The sequence below is a fragment of the Caloranaerobacter ferrireducens genome, assembly GCF_001730685.1.
Taxonomy (GTDB): Bacteria; Bacillota; Clostridia; order Tissierellales; family Thermohalobacteraceae; genus Caloranaerobacter; species Caloranaerobacter ferrireducens.
Genome location: NZ_MDJR01000006.1, coordinates 1 through 17,974, shown reverse-complemented (window position 1 = coordinate 17,974; position 17,974 = coordinate 1). Strand labels below are relative to the sequence as shown.

19 protein-coding genes are annotated in these 17,974 nt (G+C 31.4%); all 19 read left to right on the top strand.

All coding sequences use genetic code 11. The features are described 5' to 3' along the window. Positions 1-208 precede the first annotated feature (208 nt). A complete protein-coding gene (locus tag BFN48_RS09225; protein WP_069650621.1) occupies positions 209-1,888 on the top strand; it encodes an acyl-CoA mutase large subunit family protein in 1,680 nt (559 codons plus the stop codon). 69 nt (positions 1,889-1,957) lie between these two features. After that, positions 1,958-2,359 (top strand): cobalamin B12-binding domain-containing protein, encoded by a 402-nt coding sequence (locus tag BFN48_RS09220; RefSeq protein WP_069650620.1) that lies wholly within the window; start codon positions 1,958-1,960, stop codon positions 2,357-2,359. A gap of 23 nt (positions 2,360-2,382) precedes the next feature. Next, the gene (gene meaB, locus BFN48_RS09215) at positions 2,383-3,318 is read left to right on the top strand and encodes a methylmalonyl Co-A mutase-associated GTPase MeaB (RefSeq protein WP_069650619.1); all 936 of its coding nucleotides are present in this window, start codon (positions 2,383-2,385) and stop codon (positions 3,316-3,318) included. A gap of 12 nt (positions 3,319-3,330) precedes the next feature. Beyond that, on the top strand, positions 3,331-3,732 hold the full coding sequence (gene mce / locus BFN48_RS09210; protein ID WP_069650618.1) for a methylmalonyl-CoA epimerase: 402 nt from the start codon (positions 3,331-3,333) through the stop codon (positions 3,730-3,732). 41 nt (positions 3,733-3,773) lie between these two features. Then, the gene (locus tag BFN48_RS09205) at positions 3,774-5,321 is read left to right on the top strand and encodes an acyl-CoA carboxylase subunit beta (protein WP_069650617.1); all 1,548 of its coding nucleotides are present in this window, start codon (positions 3,774-3,776) and stop codon (positions 5,319-5,321) included. A gap of 13 nt (positions 5,322-5,334) precedes the next feature. After that, on the top strand, positions 5,335-5,691 hold the full coding sequence (locus BFN48_RS09200) for an OadG family protein (RefSeq protein ID WP_083238888.1): 357 nt from the start codon (positions 5,335-5,337) through the stop codon (positions 5,689-5,691). Between the two features lie 23 nt (positions 5,692-5,714). Further along, positions 5,715-6,122: a biotin/lipoyl-containing protein gene (locus tag BFN48_RS09195; RefSeq protein WP_069650616.1), complete on the top strand. Its 408-nt coding sequence runs from the start codon at positions 5,715-5,717 to the stop codon at positions 6,120-6,122. A gap of 33 nt (positions 6,123-6,155) precedes the next feature. Then, positions 6,156-7,337 carry a sodium ion-translocating decarboxylase subunit beta gene (locus BFN48_RS09190; RefSeq protein WP_069650615.1) on the top strand — a complete coding sequence of 394 codons (1,182 nt, stop codon included), beginning with the start codon at positions 6,156-6,158 and terminating at the stop codon, positions 7,335-7,337. Positions 7,338-7,492: 155 nt separating this feature from the next. Next, positions 7,493-8,353 (top strand): carboxypeptidase-like regulatory domain-containing protein, encoded by an 861-nt coding sequence (locus BFN48_RS09185; protein WP_069650614.1) that lies wholly within the window; start codon positions 7,493-7,495, stop codon positions 8,351-8,353. A gap of 18 nt (positions 8,354-8,371) precedes the next feature. Next, entirely contained in the window at positions 8,372-9,262 is an 891-nt protein-coding gene (locus BFN48_RS09180) for a carboxypeptidase-like regulatory domain-containing protein (RefSeq protein ID WP_069650613.1), read from the top strand. 57 nt (positions 9,263-9,319) lie between these two features. Further along, the gene (locus BFN48_RS09175) at positions 9,320-10,138 is read left to right on the top strand and encodes an MSCRAMM family protein (protein ID WP_069650612.1); all 819 of its coding nucleotides are present in this window, start codon (positions 9,320-9,322) and stop codon (positions 10,136-10,138) included. A gap of 88 nt (positions 10,139-10,226) precedes the next feature. Next, positions 10,227-11,210: a biotin--[acetyl-CoA-carboxylase] ligase gene (locus BFN48_RS09170; RefSeq protein ID WP_069650611.1), complete on the top strand. Its 984-nt coding sequence runs from the start codon at positions 10,227-10,229 to the stop codon at positions 11,208-11,210. 100 nt (positions 11,211-11,310) lie between these two features. Beyond that, positions 11,311-12,087 carry a type III pantothenate kinase gene (locus BFN48_RS09165; protein WP_479722814.1) on the top strand — a complete coding sequence of 259 codons (777 nt, stop codon included), beginning with the start codon at positions 11,311-11,313 and terminating at the stop codon, positions 12,085-12,087. A 46-nt stretch (positions 12,088-12,133) separates the two neighbouring features. Then, positions 12,134-13,102 (top strand): tRNA dihydrouridine synthase DusB, encoded by a 969-nt coding sequence (gene dusB / locus BFN48_RS09160; protein ID WP_069650609.1) that lies wholly within the window; start codon positions 12,134-12,136, stop codon positions 13,100-13,102. Positions 13,103-13,207: 105 nt separating this feature from the next. Further along, positions 13,208-13,738 (top strand): helix-turn-helix domain-containing protein, encoded by a 531-nt coding sequence (locus tag BFN48_RS09155; RefSeq protein WP_069650608.1) that lies wholly within the window; start codon positions 13,208-13,210, stop codon positions 13,736-13,738. 5 nt (positions 13,739-13,743) lie between these two features. After that, entirely contained in the window at positions 13,744-14,670 is a 927-nt protein-coding gene (locus tag BFN48_RS09150) for a quinate 5-dehydrogenase (RefSeq protein ID WP_069650607.1), read from the top strand. Positions 14,671-14,981: 311 nt separating this feature from the next. Further along, positions 14,982-15,644 carry a hypothetical protein gene (locus BFN48_RS09145; protein WP_176718858.1) on the top strand — a complete coding sequence of 221 codons (663 nt, stop codon included), beginning with the start codon at positions 14,982-14,984 and terminating at the stop codon, positions 15,642-15,644. A gap of 200 nt (positions 15,645-15,844) precedes the next feature. After that, complete coding sequence (gene greA, locus BFN48_RS09140) at positions 15,845-16,321, top strand: transcription elongation factor GreA (protein ID WP_069650605.1); 477 nt, start codon at positions 15,845-15,847, stop codon at positions 16,319-16,321. A gap of 16 nt (positions 16,322-16,337) precedes the next feature. Then, positions 16,338-17,819 carry a lysine--tRNA ligase gene (gene lysS / locus BFN48_RS09135; protein ID WP_069650604.1) on the top strand — a complete coding sequence of 494 codons (1,482 nt, stop codon included), beginning with the start codon at positions 16,338-16,340 and terminating at the stop codon, positions 17,817-17,819. Positions 17,820-17,974: the final 155 nt, after the last annotated feature.

Below are 17,974 nucleotides of genomic sequence, written 5' to 3'. Positions count from 1 at the left end.
AATTAATTAGGAAAAATAATAAATAATTAGAGGAATAATTTTTTATGTATAGAATAATTCTATTTGTGAAAAATATACTTCAATATTTAAAAAAATTGAAATATATATTGCAAAATTTTGAATTGTATAATAGTCTATATTTGGGCAGGAAAACATTTGCTTAACTGTCCGTATTAAACCATGGCCTACTTAAAAAGGAGGATTACAGATGTTTGATAATGAAAAACTAGAAAAAATTTCAGATGCTAAAAAGGAATGGGAAAATTCTACATTATCAAAAACTATTTCAAGATTTCCTGAAAGAAAAGAAAAATTCACAACAGGTTCAGGATTGGAAGTTAAGAGACTTTATACACCAGAAGATATTAAGGATTTGGACTATAATGAAGATTTAGGGTATCCTGGACAATATCCATTTACACGTGGTGTACAGCCTACGATGTATAGAGGTAGGCTTTGGACAATGAGACAATACGCAGGTTTTGCAACAGCAGAAGAGTCAAATAAGAGGTATAAGTACTTACTAGAGCAAGGACAGACTGGGCTTAGTGTAGCTTTTGACTTACCAACTCAGATTGGATACGATTCAGATCATCCTCTTTCAGAGGGAGAGGTAGGTAAGGTTGGAGTTGCGGTAGATTCTCTAAAAGATATGGAGATTCTTTTTGATGGTATTCCTCTAGATAAGGTAAGTACTTCTATGACTATAAATGCTCCTGCTGCAGTATTATTGGCTATGTATATAGCAGTAGCAGAAAAGCAAGGAGTATCAAAGGATAAATTAAGAGGAACTATACAAAATGATATTTTAAAGGAATATATAGCAAGAGGAACTTATATATTCCCACCTCAACCTTCAATGAGACTTATTACAGATATATTTGAATACTGCTCAAAGAATGTTCCAAATTGGAATACAATAAGTATCAGTGGATACCATATAAGAGAAGCAGGTTCTACAGCTGTTCAAGAGGTTGCATTTACTATTGCCAATGGTATAGCTTATGTTGAGGCAGCTATTAAAGCTGGACTTGATGTTGATTCATTTGCACCTAGATTATCATTCTTCTTCAATGCTCATAATGACTTATTAGAAGAAGTTGCTAAGTTTAGAGCAGCGAGAAAATTATGGGCAAGAATTATGAAAGAAAGATTTAATGCTAAGAACAAGAAATCAATGATTATGAAATTCCATACTCAAACAGCTGGTTCTACTCTAACAGCTCAGCAGCCGGATAATAATATAATTCGTGTAACAATTCAAACTTTAGCAGCTGTATTAGGTGGAACTCAATCACTTCATACTAATTCTAGAGATGAAGCATTGGCATTACCAACAGAAGATTCAGTTAGAATAGCTTTAAGGACTCAGCAAATAGTGGCTCATGAAAGTGGAGTTACTGAAACTATAGATCCATTAGCAGGTTCATATTATATAGAAAGCTTAACTAAGAGAATAGAAGAGGAAGCTTATGAGTACATCAAGAAAATAGATGAGCTTGGTGGTTCTCCTAAAGCTATAGAGAAAGGATTTATACAAAAAGAAATTCAAGATAGTGCATATAGATATCAAATGGAAGTAGAAACAGGAAAGAGAATAGTAGTTGGTGTTAATAAATATCAAATAGAAGAAGAAGGTCACAAAGACATATTAAAAGTAGATCCTTCAGTAGGTGAGTTGCAAAAAGAAAAATTAAGAAAATTAAGAGCAGAAAGAGATAATGAAAAAGTAAAAGAAACTCTTGAGGCTTTAAGAAAAGCTGCGAGAACTAATGAAAATACAATGCCATATATTTTAGATGCGGTTAAAGCCTATGCTACACTAGGAGAAATCTGTGGCGTGCTAAGAGAAGAGTTTGGAGAATATCAGCCTTCAATAATTCTATAAAAATGTAAACTAAAAGGGTTAGTTTTGTTTTGGCAAAACTTATACTATTATCTTTGAGGAGGTTTAATAATGAGTGAAAGACCTATTAGAGTACTAGTAGCCAAGCCAGGCCTAGATGGGCATGATAGAGGAGCAAAAGTAATTGCTAGAGCACTTAGAGATGCTGGCATGGAAGTTATTTATACAGGTTTAAGACAAACTCCAGAGCAAATTGTTGCAGCTGCTATTCAAGAAGATGTAGATGTAGTGGCTATGAGTATATTATCAGGTGCTCATAATCATTTATTTCCAAAAGTAGTTAATTTATTAAGAGAACAAGGAGCTGAAGATGTTTTAGTAGTAGGTGGTGGAGTTATTCCTGAGGATGATATACCTTTCTTGAAAGAAGCAGGAATATCAGAAATATTTACTCCTGGGACTCCTACATCAGTAGCAATAGACTATATTAGGGAACATGTTAAAAGAAAATAGCAATTTTTAGGTGGTGCAATAATTTGGAGCTTGAAAAAAGACTACTTGAAGGTGACAAGAGAGCTTGTGCAAGACTTATATCAATGTTTGAGATGGGTAGTAGTGAAGCAGTAAATCTTATTAAGAAGCTTTATAAACACACTGGAAAAGCTCATGTCATTGGTATAACAGGGCCCCCTGGTGGTGGCAAAAGTACTTTAACAGATAAATTAGTAAAGGAATTAAGAAAAAGAGGCAAAAAGGTTGGGATAATTGCAGTAGACCCTACCAGTCCCTTTACAGGTGGAGCGATATTAGGCGATAGAATAAGAATGCAAGATTTAGCAACTGATCCTGGTGTATTTATTAGAAGTATGGGTACTAGAGGTTCATTAGGAGGACTTTCGAAAGCAACATACGGAGCAATTAAGATATTAGATATTTTTGGAGTAGATTATATTTTTGTTGAGACTGTTGGGGTTGGTCAATCTGAAGTTGATATAGTTAAAATAGCAGACACTGTTGTTATGATTATGGTACCAGGTTTAGGAGATGATATACAAGCTATAAAGGCTGGTGTTATGGAAATAGGGGATATATTTGCAGTAAATAAAAGCGATTTAGATGGAGCAGATAAAACTGCTTTAGAGATAGAAATGATGCTTGAGTTTGGAGAAAATAGAGGTTGGAAACCACCTGTACTTAAAGTATCAGCATCTAATAATACAGGTATCGATGAGCTTTTAGCAAAAATAATTGAGCATAGAGAGTATATGATTAACTCTGGTGAATTTGATAAACGACGATTAGCAAATGCTAGATTAGAGGTATTGAAATTAGTAGAAGAGAAACTTATGGATATAGTACTGAAAAAGACAAGTAATGGGCATTATTTAGATAAATTGTCTGAAAAAATTGCAAAAAGGGAAATAGATCCTTATACTGCTAGGGACAAAATCATTACTATGTTAGGAGAATAAGGAGGATAAAAAATGGTAAAAAAGGTAGACCATATTGGTATAGCAGTTAAAAATTTAGAGGAAACTTTGAAGTTCTATCAAGAAGTGTTAGGCTTAAAATTAGACGGAATTGAAATAGTTGAAGAACAAAAAGTAAAAGTAGCATTTTTACCGATTGGCGATACTGAAATTGAGCTTTTAGAGTCAACAGATAAGGAAGGACCTATAGCAAGATATATTGAGAAAAAGGGAGAGGGAATTCAACATATAGCTTATAGAGTTGACGATATAGAAAAAGCAATAGAAGAAATGAAAAGTAAAGGTATTAGAATGATAGATGAAAAGCCAAGATACGGAGCAGGTGGTGCAAAAATAGCTTTCTTGCATCCAAAGAGCACTTATGGTGTATTAATTGAACTATGTCAAAGAGACTAATATATATACCTAATGAGTTTTATGACTAAGGAGGTAAATTCATGTCAATTGAAAAGATAGAGAAGCTTAGGGCGGCTAAAGAGAAAATTAGGCTAGGTGGAGGCATTGATAAAATAGAGAAGCAGCATAAAAGTGGTAAATTGACAGCAAGAGAGAGAATAAATTTATTACTTGATGAAGGAAGTTTTGTTGAATTAGATGCTTTCGTTGAACATAGATGTACTAATTTTGGAATGGATAAAAAGAAAGCACCAGGGGAAGGTGTAGTGACTGGTTATGGAACAATCGATGGTAGACTTGTATTCGTTTATGCTCAAGATTTTACTGTTATAGGTGGTTCTCTAGGAGAAATGCATGCTGCTAAAATTTGCAAAGTACAGGATATGGCATTAAAAATGGGGGCACCTATAATTGGATTAAACGATTCAGGAGGAGCTAGAATACAAGAAGGTGTAGATGCCTTATCAGGTTATGGTAGAATATTTTATAAAAATACTATATCATCAGGAGTTATTCCTCAGATATCAGTAATTATGGGACCATGTGCAGGAGGAGCTGTATATTCACCAGCACTTACAGACTTCATATTTATGATAGAGAATACAAGTAAGATGTTTATTACAGGACCACAGGTTATTAAGACTGTAACTGGCGAAGATGTTTCTGCAGAAAAGCTTGGAGGAGCTATGACTCACAATAGTGTGAGTGGAGTTGCACATTTTATTGATAGTACAGAAGAGGATGCTATAAATAGAATAAGAAAATTATTAAGCTTTTTACCATCAAATAATTTAGAGGATCCTCCAGCATTTGATACTGATGATGATATGAATAGAATAGATGAAATATTAAATGAGATTGTACCTGACAATCCTAATAAACCATATGATATGAAAGAAATAATAAAAATAATAGCTGATAATGGAGATTTCTTTGAAGTACAGCCTTATTTTGCTCAAAATATCATAACAGGTTTTATAAGATTAAATGGTAAATCAGTTGGGGTAATTGCAAATCAACCTAAGGTACTTGCTGGTTGTTTAGATATTAATGCTGCAGATAAAGCTTCAAGATTTATAAGAACTTGTGACGCTTTTAATATACCATTGTTAAATTTAGTAGATGTTCCAGGCTTCTTACCAGGAACAGATCAAGAATATGGTGGAATTATAAGACATGGAGCAAAAATGCTATATGCATATAGTGAGGCTACTGTACCAAAGGTTACTTTGGTTATAAGAAAGGCATATGGTGGTTCATATCTTGCCATGTGTAGTAAAGATATGGGTGCAGATTTTGTATTTGCATGGCCTAATGCGGAAATTGCTGTTATGGGACCTGAAGGAGCTGCGAATATTATTTTCAGGAAAGAAATACAGAATTCAGATGATCCATTAACTACAAGAACTGAAAAGATTAAAGAGTATAGAGATACAGTAGCAAATCCATATGTAGCTGCTTCAAGGGGATTTGTTGATGATATAATTGAACCTATGACTACAAGACAAAGAGTTATTAGTGCATTTGATATGTTATCAAGTAAGAGGGAAAATAGACCGGCTAAGAAGCACGGAAATATGCCCCTATAAAGAGGTGATATAATTGCTAGGAGATAAGGTTACTTTAAGTCAAGCTTTGATAGTTACAGTATTTAGTATGGGTATAGTTTTCTTGGCACTACTTATTATTTCTTATATTATAGATGGATTTAGATTTATCTTTTATAAAGATAATAAAAAGGTAGATAAAGAGCAAAAAAAAGATATTAAACCTGAAAAAAGTGTGCCAAAAGAAACTATTAATGAAGAAGATGATGAAGAGCTAATAGCAGTTATAACAGCTGCTATTGCAGCAAGTATCTCTAGGCCAGCTTCTGAAATTAAGGTGAGAAATATAAGAAGAATACCTACAAAAACACCGATTTGGGCTAGAGCTGGCAGACTTAAGCAGATGAATTAATCGATAGATAAGGAGGCTAAAAAATGAAAAAATATATAATTACAGTTAATGGAAAGAAATATGAGGTTGAGGTTGAAGAAGTAAGACAGGGAGCATCAGAGAGAGTGAGTGCACCTGTTGTTGATAAACCTGTTGTTAAAACACCAGAAAAGGAAATAAAAAGAGAACCAAAAGCTGAACCTAAAAAAGAAGTAGAAGCAAAACCAGTTCCACAAGGAGCTGAAACAGTAGAAGCTCCAATGCCAGGAACTATATTAGATATAAAAGTTAAAGAAGGAGATAATGTTAAGAGTGGTCAAGTTTTAGTAATACTTGAAGCTATGAAAATGGAAAATGAAATAGTAGCACCAAGAGATGGTAAAGTAGTTAGTATAAATACAACTAAAGGTGCTTCTGTAAATGCAGGTGATGCATTAGTATCACTTGAATAAATTTAAATAAATCAGAAAGTGGGGTAAACCTAAATGTTTTTAGATATATTGCAACAGTTTTGGACAAGTACAGGTTTTTCCGCATTAACTATAAAGGAAGTTATAATGCTTGTAATTGCCTCCACACTTCTTTATTTGGCGATTAAAAAAGGATACGAGCCGTATTTATTAATACCAATTGCTTTTGGTATGTTGCTTACTAATTTACCATTAGGTGGCCTTATGGCTGAACCTGTAAAAGAGTTAGTAAAAGATCCTGTAACAGGTAAAATGGTCTATAAAACTAAAGAAGTAGGAGGACTATTATATTACCTATATCAGGGAACAAAGTTAGGGATTTATCCTCCAATTATTTTCTTATGTGTAGGTGCGATGACTGATTTTGGTCCATTGATTGCTAATCCTAGAAGTTTACTTTTAGGAGCAGCTGCACAATTTGGTATATTCTTTACTTTTATTGGCGCTATATTTTTAGGATTCACAGGACCTGAAGCTGCATCTATAGGTATAATTGGAGGAGCGGATGGACCTACTGCATTATATTTAACAACTAGATTAGCACCTCATCTATTAGGTGCTATAGCCGTGGCTGCCTATTCTTACATGGCATTAGTTCCAATTATACAGCCACCAATAATGAGAGCACTTACAACTGAAAAAGAGAGAAAAGTTAAAATGCAGCAGCTAAGACCAGTTTCAAAAAAGGAAAAGATTATTTTCCCTATAGTTGTTGCTACATTCAGTATATTATTATTACCATCATCAGCACCACTTCTTGGGATGCTTATGTTTGGTAATTTAATTAGAGAATCAGGTGTAGTTGAAAGACTTTCAAATACTGCACAAAATGCACTATCTAATATAATTACAATTTTCCTAGGATTAACAGTTGGTGCTACAGCTAAAGCTGAGTCATTTCTTGATATAACAACAATTAAGATAATTGTATTAGGGCTAATAGCTTTTTCAATAGGAACAGCAGCAGGGGTTATATTTGGAAAGATTATGTATAAAGTTTCTGGAGGCAAAGTAAATCCATTAATAGGTGCCGCAGGAGTGTCTGCAGTTCCTATGGCAGCTAGAGTTGTACAAAAGGTAGGACAAAAGGAAAATCCAGCTAACTTCCTTTTAATGCATGCTATGGGACCAAACGTTGCGGGAGTTATTGGTTCTGCAATAGCAGCAGGAGTATTGTTAATGTTCTTTGGAGGTTAAAAGGACTCTGTTTAGAGTCCTTTTTATTTTTGTCTATCTCCTATTCCATGTCCTCTATTATTAGCTATTGATAATCAACTATGTAACAGCCTATATAGAATTGTCATATATATAAATCAGGAAAAGTGTAATAGAGAAAAAAAGGGGGCATTAGAATGTCTGAATTATATAAACTAACACAATCTCAATTAGGGGAAATTCAAGATATAGGTCAAGAGATACGTTTAGACGTTCAGCTTGATGTAAATCCGTATTTAGATACAGGTTCAATAACAGGTACTGTTACAGATCCTAATGGAGACCCTATTGAAGGCGCTTTAGTAAAAGTATTAGATAAAGACCATAACCCTTTGTATCACACATTAACGGATGCGTATGGAAAATATGATATTTCGAATATAATCCCAGCATCTGAATTGCATGTGTATGCAATAAAACAAGGATATCTATTAGCTGAAACACAGGCAATTGCTATAGCAGCAGGGCAAACAGTAGCATTAGATATAGTAATGCAGCCAGATCCAGATGCAAGTAACTCAGCTATTGCTGGACACGTAGTTGATATAGATGATAATCCGGTGTCTAACCTTCAAGCAACATTAATTAGGATGGAAAATGATCAGGAAATTGTCGTAGTATCAACTATAACAAATGAATATGGACAGTATGCATTTGTAAATTTACCAATTGGAAATTATTTTGTTCGTTTATCAGGATTAGGATATAAAACTACAGATGTAGAAATTCAGATAACTCAACCTGGTTCAATAACTAGATTGCAAACTACAATTCAAATTGCACCTGAACAATCTAAAGGAACTATTAATGGAATTATAAAAGATTCGCAAGGCAATCCAATTGAGGGGGCTGTAGTTATTCTTTACGAAGTAACTGGAGATCCAGAAAATCCAACGTTAATTCCTATAAGATATACAAAGACTATAGCTGGTGGAGTATATTTGTTTGGAGATGTTCCTCAAGGTAAATATATAGTGAAAGCAAATAAAGAACAATAATTGTTGTGAGGTGGTAATATGGCTGAATTTAAAGAATTATATAAATTAGGGCAATCTGAAACTCGTTCGCTAACTAACTTAGGCGAAGAGATTCGTATAGATTTACAGCTTGAAGATAACATTTTAGTAGAGGTAGGTACTGTTTTTGGAAAGGTTGTTGATGGAAATGGTACTCCGATTGAAGGGGCTACTGTTAAAATAACTGATACAAAATATAACCCTCTTTATCATGCAATAACGGATATAAATGGGGATTATACAATTAATAATGTAACACCAGGAGAACAATATCTAATTTTTGCAACTAAAGATAATTATAATTTAAATCAGGGTATTTCTTTCACAATTCAGACAGGTCAGCAGATAGAGAGAAATTTTACACTTACACCAGTTTCTAGCACTAATAATAGCTTAATAGCAGGAGATATAACAGATGAACAAGGACAGCCATTACAAGGTGCTATTGTAAGACTTATTGATAATACTGACCCAGAAAACCCACAAATATTAAAAACCACTTACACTAACGAATATGGTCAATTTATTTTCTTTGATTTAGCACAAGGTATTTATAATGTATCAGCTAGTAAATTAGGTTATACAAGTGTTGATATAAATGTAGTAATAGATCAGCCAAATCAAGTAAGAAATGTTATTATTTCTATGCCAATTGACCCAGTAACTAGAAAGGGAACAATAAATGGTATTATAAAGGACAAAGATGGAGTACCAATAGAAGGAGCATTTGTAATATTATTTAGAGTAGATATTGATGAAAATGGAAAAGAAATATTAGTTCCTATTAGAGTAACTAAAACTAATGATGAAGGATTATATCTATTTGAACAGGTTGAACAAGGAAATTATAAAATTAAAGCTAGTAAACAGGCACCTGAAATCTCTGCTTAATAAGAAGGCATATAGTTTATCTATATGCCTATCATACATAAAAAAGTAGGTGAAATTATGGAAAAGTATATTTTAGGGCAATCTGAAACAAGAGAAGTAAATAAGGAAAATCCTGAAATAAGGATAGATTTATATCTGGAAGAAAATAAATATTTCAATAATGCTTTGATTTATGGTCATGTAAGGGACAACAGAGGTAGTCCATTAGAAGATGTAAAGATAAAATTTGTTGATGAAAGTGGAAGTATAATTGGTTATGTATATAGCAGCAAGGATGGATATTATACATATAATGGTGTTAGATTAAATAGTAAAATTAGAATTGAAGCAGAAAAAAATGATTATAAAACTCATAGAAGCTGCTATATAAATATAAAGTCCAGACGTATCATATATAACATCATTTTAGAAGAGGAAGCATATAGGTCTACTTTGATAACAGGACATGTATTTGATAAAGATAAAAAACCAATAGCTTATATTACGGTTACATTATTTAAAAATGAAAAACTTTATAAATATACTTGTACAAACGAATATGGTCAATTTATATTTTCAAGTATAGTAAAAGGAAAATACAAGTTAGCTATAAATGATTCAAAATATTATCCTTATGAAGCAGTTTTAGACATAGAAGATTTGAAAGATATTTATAAAACGGACATATTTTTAAAAAATAGAGTTAGTAAAACTAAAATTAATGGTACTATTTATGATGAAAGTAATAGTCCTATAAAAGATGCATTAGTTATTTTATATAAAGTAGAAGATGAAGATAAATATACCCCTATAGATTTTAGGTTTACTGATGAATTTGGTAAATATGAATTTGAAGATATACCATATGGTAGTTACGTTGTAAAAGCAGTTTATTAGGAAATATGGAGTATTACTACCATATTTTTTTTTGTAAATGATATAATATTATTGTGCTTAATAAATGCTCTGTTAAGGAGGAAAAAAAGTGAAAGATGAAATTTTGAAGCTACTTAAAGAAAATAATAATAAGTTTGTTTCTGGACAAAGTATTAGTGATACTTTAAATGTAAGCAGAACAGCAATATGGAAATATATAAATCAATTAAGAGAAGAAGGGTATTTAATAGATTCAGTTACACGAAAAGGGTACAAGTTAACTTATACACCAGATATATTGACTTATGGAGAAATTGCAGAATACTTAAAAACAGATTATATCGGCAGAAAAATAGTATATTTTGATAGTATAGATTCAACAAATATTAAAGCTAAACAATTAGCATCTGAAGGTATAAAAGAGGGTACAGTCGTTATATCGGAAGAACAGACTATGGGTAGAGGACGATTAGGACGAGAATGGGTATCTCCAAAAGGTAAGGGAATTTGGATGTCTATAATACTTAGGCCAGATATTAATCCAATAGATGCTTCGAAAGTAACTCAGATAGGAGCGGCTGCTGTATGGAAGGCACTTAAGAAAGTAGGTTTAGATGCTTATATAAAATGGCCAAATGATATAGTGTTAAATGGTAAAAAAGTTTGTGGTATTTTGACAGAAATGAGTGCAGAACTTAATAGAATAAATTATTTAGTTATAGGTATAGGAATAAATGTGAATATAAATTCAGAAGAATTTCCTGAAGAAATAAAGGATATAGCTACTTCTATTAAGGCTGAGATAGGACATGATGTAGACAGAAAGTTTATTGTGGCTGAAGTTCTTAATAATTTTGAGGGATTTTATAATGAGCTTATTAAATATGGTAGTATAAAAACTTCGATTGAAATATGTAGAGAAGCTTCGATTTTACTAGGGAGAGAAATAAAAATCATTACTAATAAAGGGGAAAGAAATGCTAAAGCTATAGATATAACAGACCAAGGAGAATTATTAATAGAAGAAAATGGACAGATTGAAAAGTTAGTATCAGGAGAGATATCAGTAAGAGGAATATATGGATATGTATAAATATTTAATAAAATTTAAATAGTATTGAATAAAGACTTTAAAATTGCTAAAATCTAAGTAAATTATGTTTAAAAATTGTATATAAATAGCAAAGGAGAAGGTGAATATTTTGATATTAGTATTTGATGTTGGAAATACGAATATTGTATTAGGAGTATATGAAGGCAAGAATTTATTAAAATATTGGAGAATTTCTACAGATAAAAATAAAACTTCAGATGAATATGGTATGCTTATTAATCAATTGTTTGAATATAATGGATTTAAACTTAATGAAGTTGAAGCTGTTATAATATCTTCAGTAGTACCACCACTTATGTATTCATTACAAGCTATGTCAATAAAATACTGCAATAAAGAACCACTTATAGTCGGACCTGGAATTAAAACTGGAATGAATATTAGATATGATAATCCTAAACAGGTAGGTGCTGATAGAATTGTTAATGCTGTTGCAGCATATGAAAAATATGGAGGACCTACGATAATAGTCGATTTTGGTACTGCTACAACTTTTTGTGCGGTATCTGAAGAAGGAGATTATCTTGGGGGTGCTATTGCACCGGGTATTAAAATCTCAAGTGAAGCACTTTTTCAAAGAGCAGCTAAATTACCTAAAATTGAATTGATAAAGCCAAAAACTGTTATATGCAAAAATACTGTAAGTAGTATGCAGTCAGGTATAATATATGGTTATGTAGGTATGGTTGATTATATTGTTGAAAGAATGAAAAAAGAGATAAAGGGAGAAGTAAAAAATATTGTATGCACGGGAGGACTATCTACTTTAATTGCAAGTGAGTCAAAAACTATTAATAGAGTAGACAAGTTATTAACATTAGAAGGTTTGAGAATAATATATGAAAGAAACAAGTAGCCTAATCAGGCTACTTTTTTGACGAACGGAGAAATGAGGTGAAATAATGAAAATAGGTAATATTGAAACAAAAAATAATGTTTTTCTTGCTCCTATGGCAGGTATTACAGATATGGCATTTAGATTGATTTGCAGTGAATTAGGTGCAGGTCTCGTTTACAGTGAAATGATAAGCTCAAAAGGTCTTTATTATGAAGATAAGAAAACATACGAACTAATGAAGATAGATGAAAATGAAAGACCAATAGCACTGCAGATATTTGGTCATGAAGCAGATATTATGGCTCATGTCGTATCATCAATATTGAATAAACAAGATGATATTGACATTATTGATATAAATATGGGATGCCCTGCACCTAAAATAGTTAAAAATGGAGATGGAAGTGCTTTATTAAAGGAACCAAAGATAGTTAGACAAATTGTAAGAGCTGTTGTTAAAGTATCAGACAAACCTGTTACTGTAAAAATAAGAATGGGATGGGACGAGAAAAGCATAAATGCAGTAGAAATAGCTAAAATTATCGAAGATGAAGGAGCAGCTTTAGTAGTTGTACATGGTAGAACTAGAGAACAATTTTATTCTGGAGAGGCAAACTGGGATATTATTAGAGAAGTTAAAAGGCATGTTTCAATTCCAGTTGTGGGCAATGGGGATATTTTTACTCCTGAGGATGCCAAGAGAATGATTGATTACACTGGTTGTGATGGAGTAATGATAGGTAGGGGGAGTCAGGGGAATCCTTGGATTTTCAAAAGAACCGTAGCACTTGTTGAAAATGGAGAAGAAATACCGCCACCAACAAATCGTGAGAAAATAGATATGGCGATAAGACATCTTGAGTTGTTAACTAACTTGAAGGGAGAAAAGATTGCAGTTAGAGAGATGAGAAAACATATTGGATGGTATATTAAAGGCATGAATAATGCAGCAGATATGAGAAGAAGGATAAATACTATTGATAACAAAGATGAAATTATAGATGTATTAAGTGAATACTTAGAGAAATTATAAGATGGTTAGTTTTTACCATCTTTTTCTTTATAAAAATTGTACAAAATGGTAATATATAAGTATGAATTCAATATTGTGCACAATACAAATGGGGGAGGTGGATCGTTGGATATTGTTAGAATTGGAGATAAGGTAATAGATATAAATAAAATATACAGAAATATTAATAAAATTATTGAATTAAGAATAAGAGGTAAATCACAGCAGGAAGTTGCAGATATTTTAGGGATTCATAGAACATTTATTTCTAGACTAGAAGGATTAGGGGAGATAAGAAAGGGAAAGAGTGTAGCTTTAATTGGTTTTCCGATAAAAAATAAGGAGGAAGTAGAAAATCTTTGTCTAAAATATGGTGTTGAATATAATTTTTTAATGTCAGAAGAAGAACGCTGGAACTTTATACAAGATAAAAGTGGATTAGAATTGTTTAATAAGGTATTGGATATTATAGCTGAGTTAAGAAATTATGATTTAATTATTACGTTGTTTTCTGACATGAGAAATTCTCTAGTACATAAGTTATTGGATAAAGAAATTATATCAATAGATATCGGTCAATCTCCTTTGACAGAAGATGTTGAAATTGATTTGATAGCTATAGAAAATATTCTTAAATTAGTTAAAGACAGGGGGTAAATATTTTGAAGAGAGTAGTAAGTGTTAGTTTAGGTTCATCTAAAAGGAATCATAGGGTTGAGGTAAATATTTTTGGAGAGGATTTTATAATAGAAAGAATTGGTACAGATGGTGATAGAGATAAAGCTATAGAACTGATTAAGGAATTAGATGGTAATATTGATGCTTTTGGAATGGGTGGAATAGATATTTATTTAACTTGTAAAGATAAAAGGTACATAATAAAGGATTCACTTCCAATCAGAGCAGCTGCTAAAAAAACTCCAATGCTAGACGGTACTTTTTTAAAAGATACTTTAGAGAGAAGAGCTATAAGATATATAAATGAAAATAATATTATTAATTTGAAAGATAAGAAGGTTCTTATTACATCAGCACTTGATAGATACGGTATGGCTGAGGCATTTCAGGAAGCTGGCAGCAATGTGGTTTATGGAGATGCTATATTTGCCTTAGGAATACCTATAAAAATCAAATCATATAATACACTATATAATATAGCAAGAGTAATTGCACCAATAGTTGTTAAAATGCCATTCGAAATGTTATATCCTACGGGGCAAAAACAAAACAAATCTGTTGACAGTAAATTTTCTAAATACTACTACGAGGCAGATATAATAGCTGGTGATTTTAATTATATAAAAAGATATATGCCTGAAAATATGGAAGGAAAAATTATAATAACAAATACTGTAACTTCATATGACATAGAAGATATGAAAAATAGAGGAGTTAAGATATTAGTGACTACTACTCCTGAATTCAATGGTAGATCATTTGGTACAAATGTAATGGAAGCTATGATTGTTGCTTTCTTAGGGAAAAACCCTGATGAAATGACTAGTGAAGACTTCGATAAGGCTTTAGATACTCTAGAATTCAAACCAAGAATAGAGTATTTGAATGATAAGGAGGAAGCTTTAGTTTAATAATTTATGGGGGGATTATATGGAAGGGTAAATGGGTTTATATTTTAGAACCACAGTATTATAGAAAATTTATTAAAAGAGGAATAATAAAAGTTATTCCTGATAGAATATTATTAAATCTTGAAAAAAAAATAAAACCTAAAATTGTATGTAAATATATAAATAATAATAATGAAGTAAAAGGATATGGAGTAGGGATTTTTCTTGAAGATAAAGATGATAACTATAGAGAAATTATTGAAAGAATAGTTAACAGTATTAATTATTTAAATTTAGAAGATATAGAAAAAATTTTTCTATATAGAATTGATTTGCTTGATAGTGAGAGTATCGAATATATTCAACAAAAATATAATATTAATGTGTGTGATGGTAGAGATTTGAAGTGCAAGATGATAATATACGCTTTAAAAAAACTACTTAAGGATAAATATAATTTATTTAAGGACAAAGAGATTCTTATTATTAGCGATAGTACTGATGTAAGTAGGAATATGGTTTTTGAAATTGCAAAGGAATTTAAATATATTACAGTTTTAGGAGAAGATAAAGAGTTTATTAGTGAATTAGCAGATGATATTCTAAATGAGATTGGGCTTTCTATATATACAACAATAAAACCTATCAGAAAGTTGAATAAATATAGTATAATCGTTAATCTGAATAATAATCTAAAATTAAACGTATCAGATATTTGTGACAAAAGTATTATATTTGATTTTAGTGTTGAGAGAGTAATATTTAAAGAAATAAATAAAACGAAAAAAATAGCGGCAGTAATAACTGATTTTATATTTAAAAGGGATCAAGACATAAGAAGTTTGCCATCAGGGTATGAGTTTAGTAAAGAAATACCTTCATATTTTTATCAAAATATACAGATGTTTAATTTTAGAGATTTGGTAAAAATTGAGATTAACAATAAAAGATATAGGTTTAAAGAAGCTAGAAAAATGTTCTTTGGGCATGTATAGGTACGATTGTAATTATATGAAAATTTGAACTAATAAGTTTATTAACCTCTTGACAATGTTATATACCTAAATTATAATAGTCATCATACAAAAGATGGGTATGGCACTGTAAAAAAATTTACGGTGCTTATTATTTAAGATGGATAATATTAAAAATTATCAGAATTAGATAAAATTGGTTATGAAGGGGAGAGAGCAAAGTGGCAGATAAAGAAGTGGTTTTAACCGTAGAAGGGTTAAAAAAGATTGAAGATGAATTAGAGTATCTTAAAACAGTTAGGAGAAAAGAGGTAGCCGAAAGAATTAAGCATGCACTTGCTTTTGGAGATATCAGTGAGAACTCAGAGTATGACGAAGCAAAGAATGAACAAGCACAATTAGAAGAGAGAATAGCTAAATTAGAAGGGATATTAAGGACAGCTAGAATTATAGACGATGAAGATATTAACTTAGAGATAGTAAGCATAGGTACTAAAGTTAAGGTTAAAGATTTAGAATTTGATGAGGAAATAGAATATACTATTGTTGGTTCAGCAGAAGCAGATCCTTATGAAGGAAAGATTTCTAATGAATCACCTGTAGGAGAAGCTCTAATTGGAAGGAAGAAAGGAGAAATAGTAGAGGTACAGGTTCCAGATGGGGTTATTAGGTATGAGGTACTAGAGATAACTAGGTAATTTGGAGGTGTATTAAATGACATATGAAGAAAGCAATCTTAATGAGATGTTAAGACTTAGGAGAGAAAAGCTTAATAAACTTAGAGAAATGGGAAGAGACCCATTTAAAATAGAAAAATATGAAGTGACTTATCATAGTAAGGATATTATTGATAATTTTGATGAAATGGAAGGAAAGTTTGTTTCGATAGCAGGTAGAATCATGTCTAAAAGAGGGCATGGTAAAGCAAGTTTTATTGATATACAAGATAGTGAAGGTAGAATTCAAGTTTTTGTAAAGGTTAATTTAATTGGAGAAGAAGAATATGAAATTTTTAAAACCTATGATATTGGAGATATAATTGGCGTAAAGGGAGAAGTATTTAAAACTAAGAAAGGTGAAATTTCTGTAAAAGCTGAAGAAATCGTATTACTTACTAAATCATTACAAATATTACCTGAGAAGTTCCATGGACTTAAAGACCCAGATTTAAGATATAGACAGAGATATGTAGATTTGATTGTAAATCCTGAAGTTAAACAAACATTTATTCTAAGGTCAAAAATAATAAAAGCAGTTAGAGAGTATTTAGATAACAGAGGCTTCTTAGAAGTTGATACACCAATTTTAAACACTATAGCTGGTGGTGCGGCTGCTAGGCCATTTATCACTCATCATAATACTTTAGATATAGATATGTACTTAAGAATTGCAAATGAGCTATACTTAAAAAGATTAATAGTAGGTGGATTTGATAAAGTTTATGAAATGGGCAGAATGTTCAGAAATGAAGGAATGTCAATAAAACATAATCCTGAATATACAGCTATTGAATTATATCAGGCTTATGCTGATTATGAAGATATGATGAGATTAACTGAAAACTTAGTTGCATATGTTGCAGAAAAAGCGTTAGGAACAACTAAAATAAACTATCAAGGTAAAGAAATAGATTTAACACCACCATGGAATAGAATGAGCATGGAAGAAGCAGTAAAGAAATATGCAGGGGTAGATTTTAGTGAAATAAACACAGATGAAGAAGCATTAAAAATAGCAAAAGAAAAAGGGATAGAGATAAAGCCAGGAATGACTAGAGGACATGTAATAAATGAGTTATTTGAAGAGTACGCAGAGAAACATTTAGTTCAACCTACTTTTATTACACATCATCCAGTAGAAGTATCACCATTAGCTAAGAGAAATCCTGATGATCCAAGAATTACTAATAGATTTGAAGCATTTATTAATACATGGGAGATAGCTAATGCATTTTCTGAATTAAACGACCCAATAGATCAAAGGCAGAGATTTATTGAACAATTAAAACAAAGAGAAGCAGGTGATGATGAAGCTCATATGATGGATACTGACTTCCTAAATGCTTTAGAGGTAGGTTTACCACCAACTGGAGGGTTAGGTATAGGTATAGATAGATTGATAATGATTTTAACTAATCAATCATCAATCAGAGATGTTATACTATTCCCAACTATGAAGCCTATTGAAAATAAATAATTAGATACAGAAAAAGCTAAGAGTTGAAGTACTCTTAGCTTTTTAATGTATTTGATATTATGAAAAATGTTCTTGACTAATGAAAAATTTTGTGATAAATTATTTCTTGCCGTTGAGGAAAAGGCAAAAGAAAAAAAGCAAAAAAAGTTCTTGAC

Coding starts and splice junctions, on each gene's coding strand:
- BFN48_RS09225 (WP_069650621.1), top strand. CDS start 209: ATGTTTGATAATGAAAAACTAGAAAAAATTTCAGATGCTAAAAAGGAA.
- BFN48_RS09220 (WP_069650620.1), top strand. CDS start 1,958: ATGAGTGAAAGACCTATTAGAGTACTAGTAGCCAAGCCAGGCCTAGAT.
- mce (WP_069650618.1), top strand. CDS start 3,331: ATGGTAAAAAAGGTAGACCATATTGGTATAGCAGTTAAAAATTTAGAG.
- BFN48_RS09205 (WP_069650617.1), top strand. CDS start 3,774: ATGTCAATTGAAAAGATAGAGAAGCTTAGGGCGGCTAAAGAGAAAATT.
- BFN48_RS09195 (WP_069650616.1), top strand. CDS start 5,715: ATGAAAAAATATATAATTACAGTTAATGGAAAGAAATATGAGGTTGAG.
- BFN48_RS09190 (WP_069650615.1), top strand. CDS start 6,156: ATGTTTTTAGATATATTGCAACAGTTTTGGACAAGTACAGGTTTTTCC.
- BFN48_RS09185 (WP_069650614.1), top strand. CDS start 7,493: ATGTCTGAATTATATAAACTAACACAATCTCAATTAGGGGAAATTCAA.
- BFN48_RS09180 (WP_069650613.1), top strand. CDS start 8,372: ATGGCTGAATTTAAAGAATTATATAAATTAGGGCAATCTGAAACTCGT.
- BFN48_RS09175 (WP_069650612.1), top strand. CDS start 9,320: ATGGAAAAGTATATTTTAGGGCAATCTGAAACAAGAGAAGTAAATAAG.
- dusB (WP_069650609.1), top strand. CDS start 12,134: ATGAAAATAGGTAATATTGAAACAAAAAATAATGTTTTTCTTGCTCCT.
- lysS (WP_069650604.1), top strand. CDS start 16,338: ATGACATATGAAGAAAGCAATCTTAATGAGATGTTAAGACTTAGGAGA.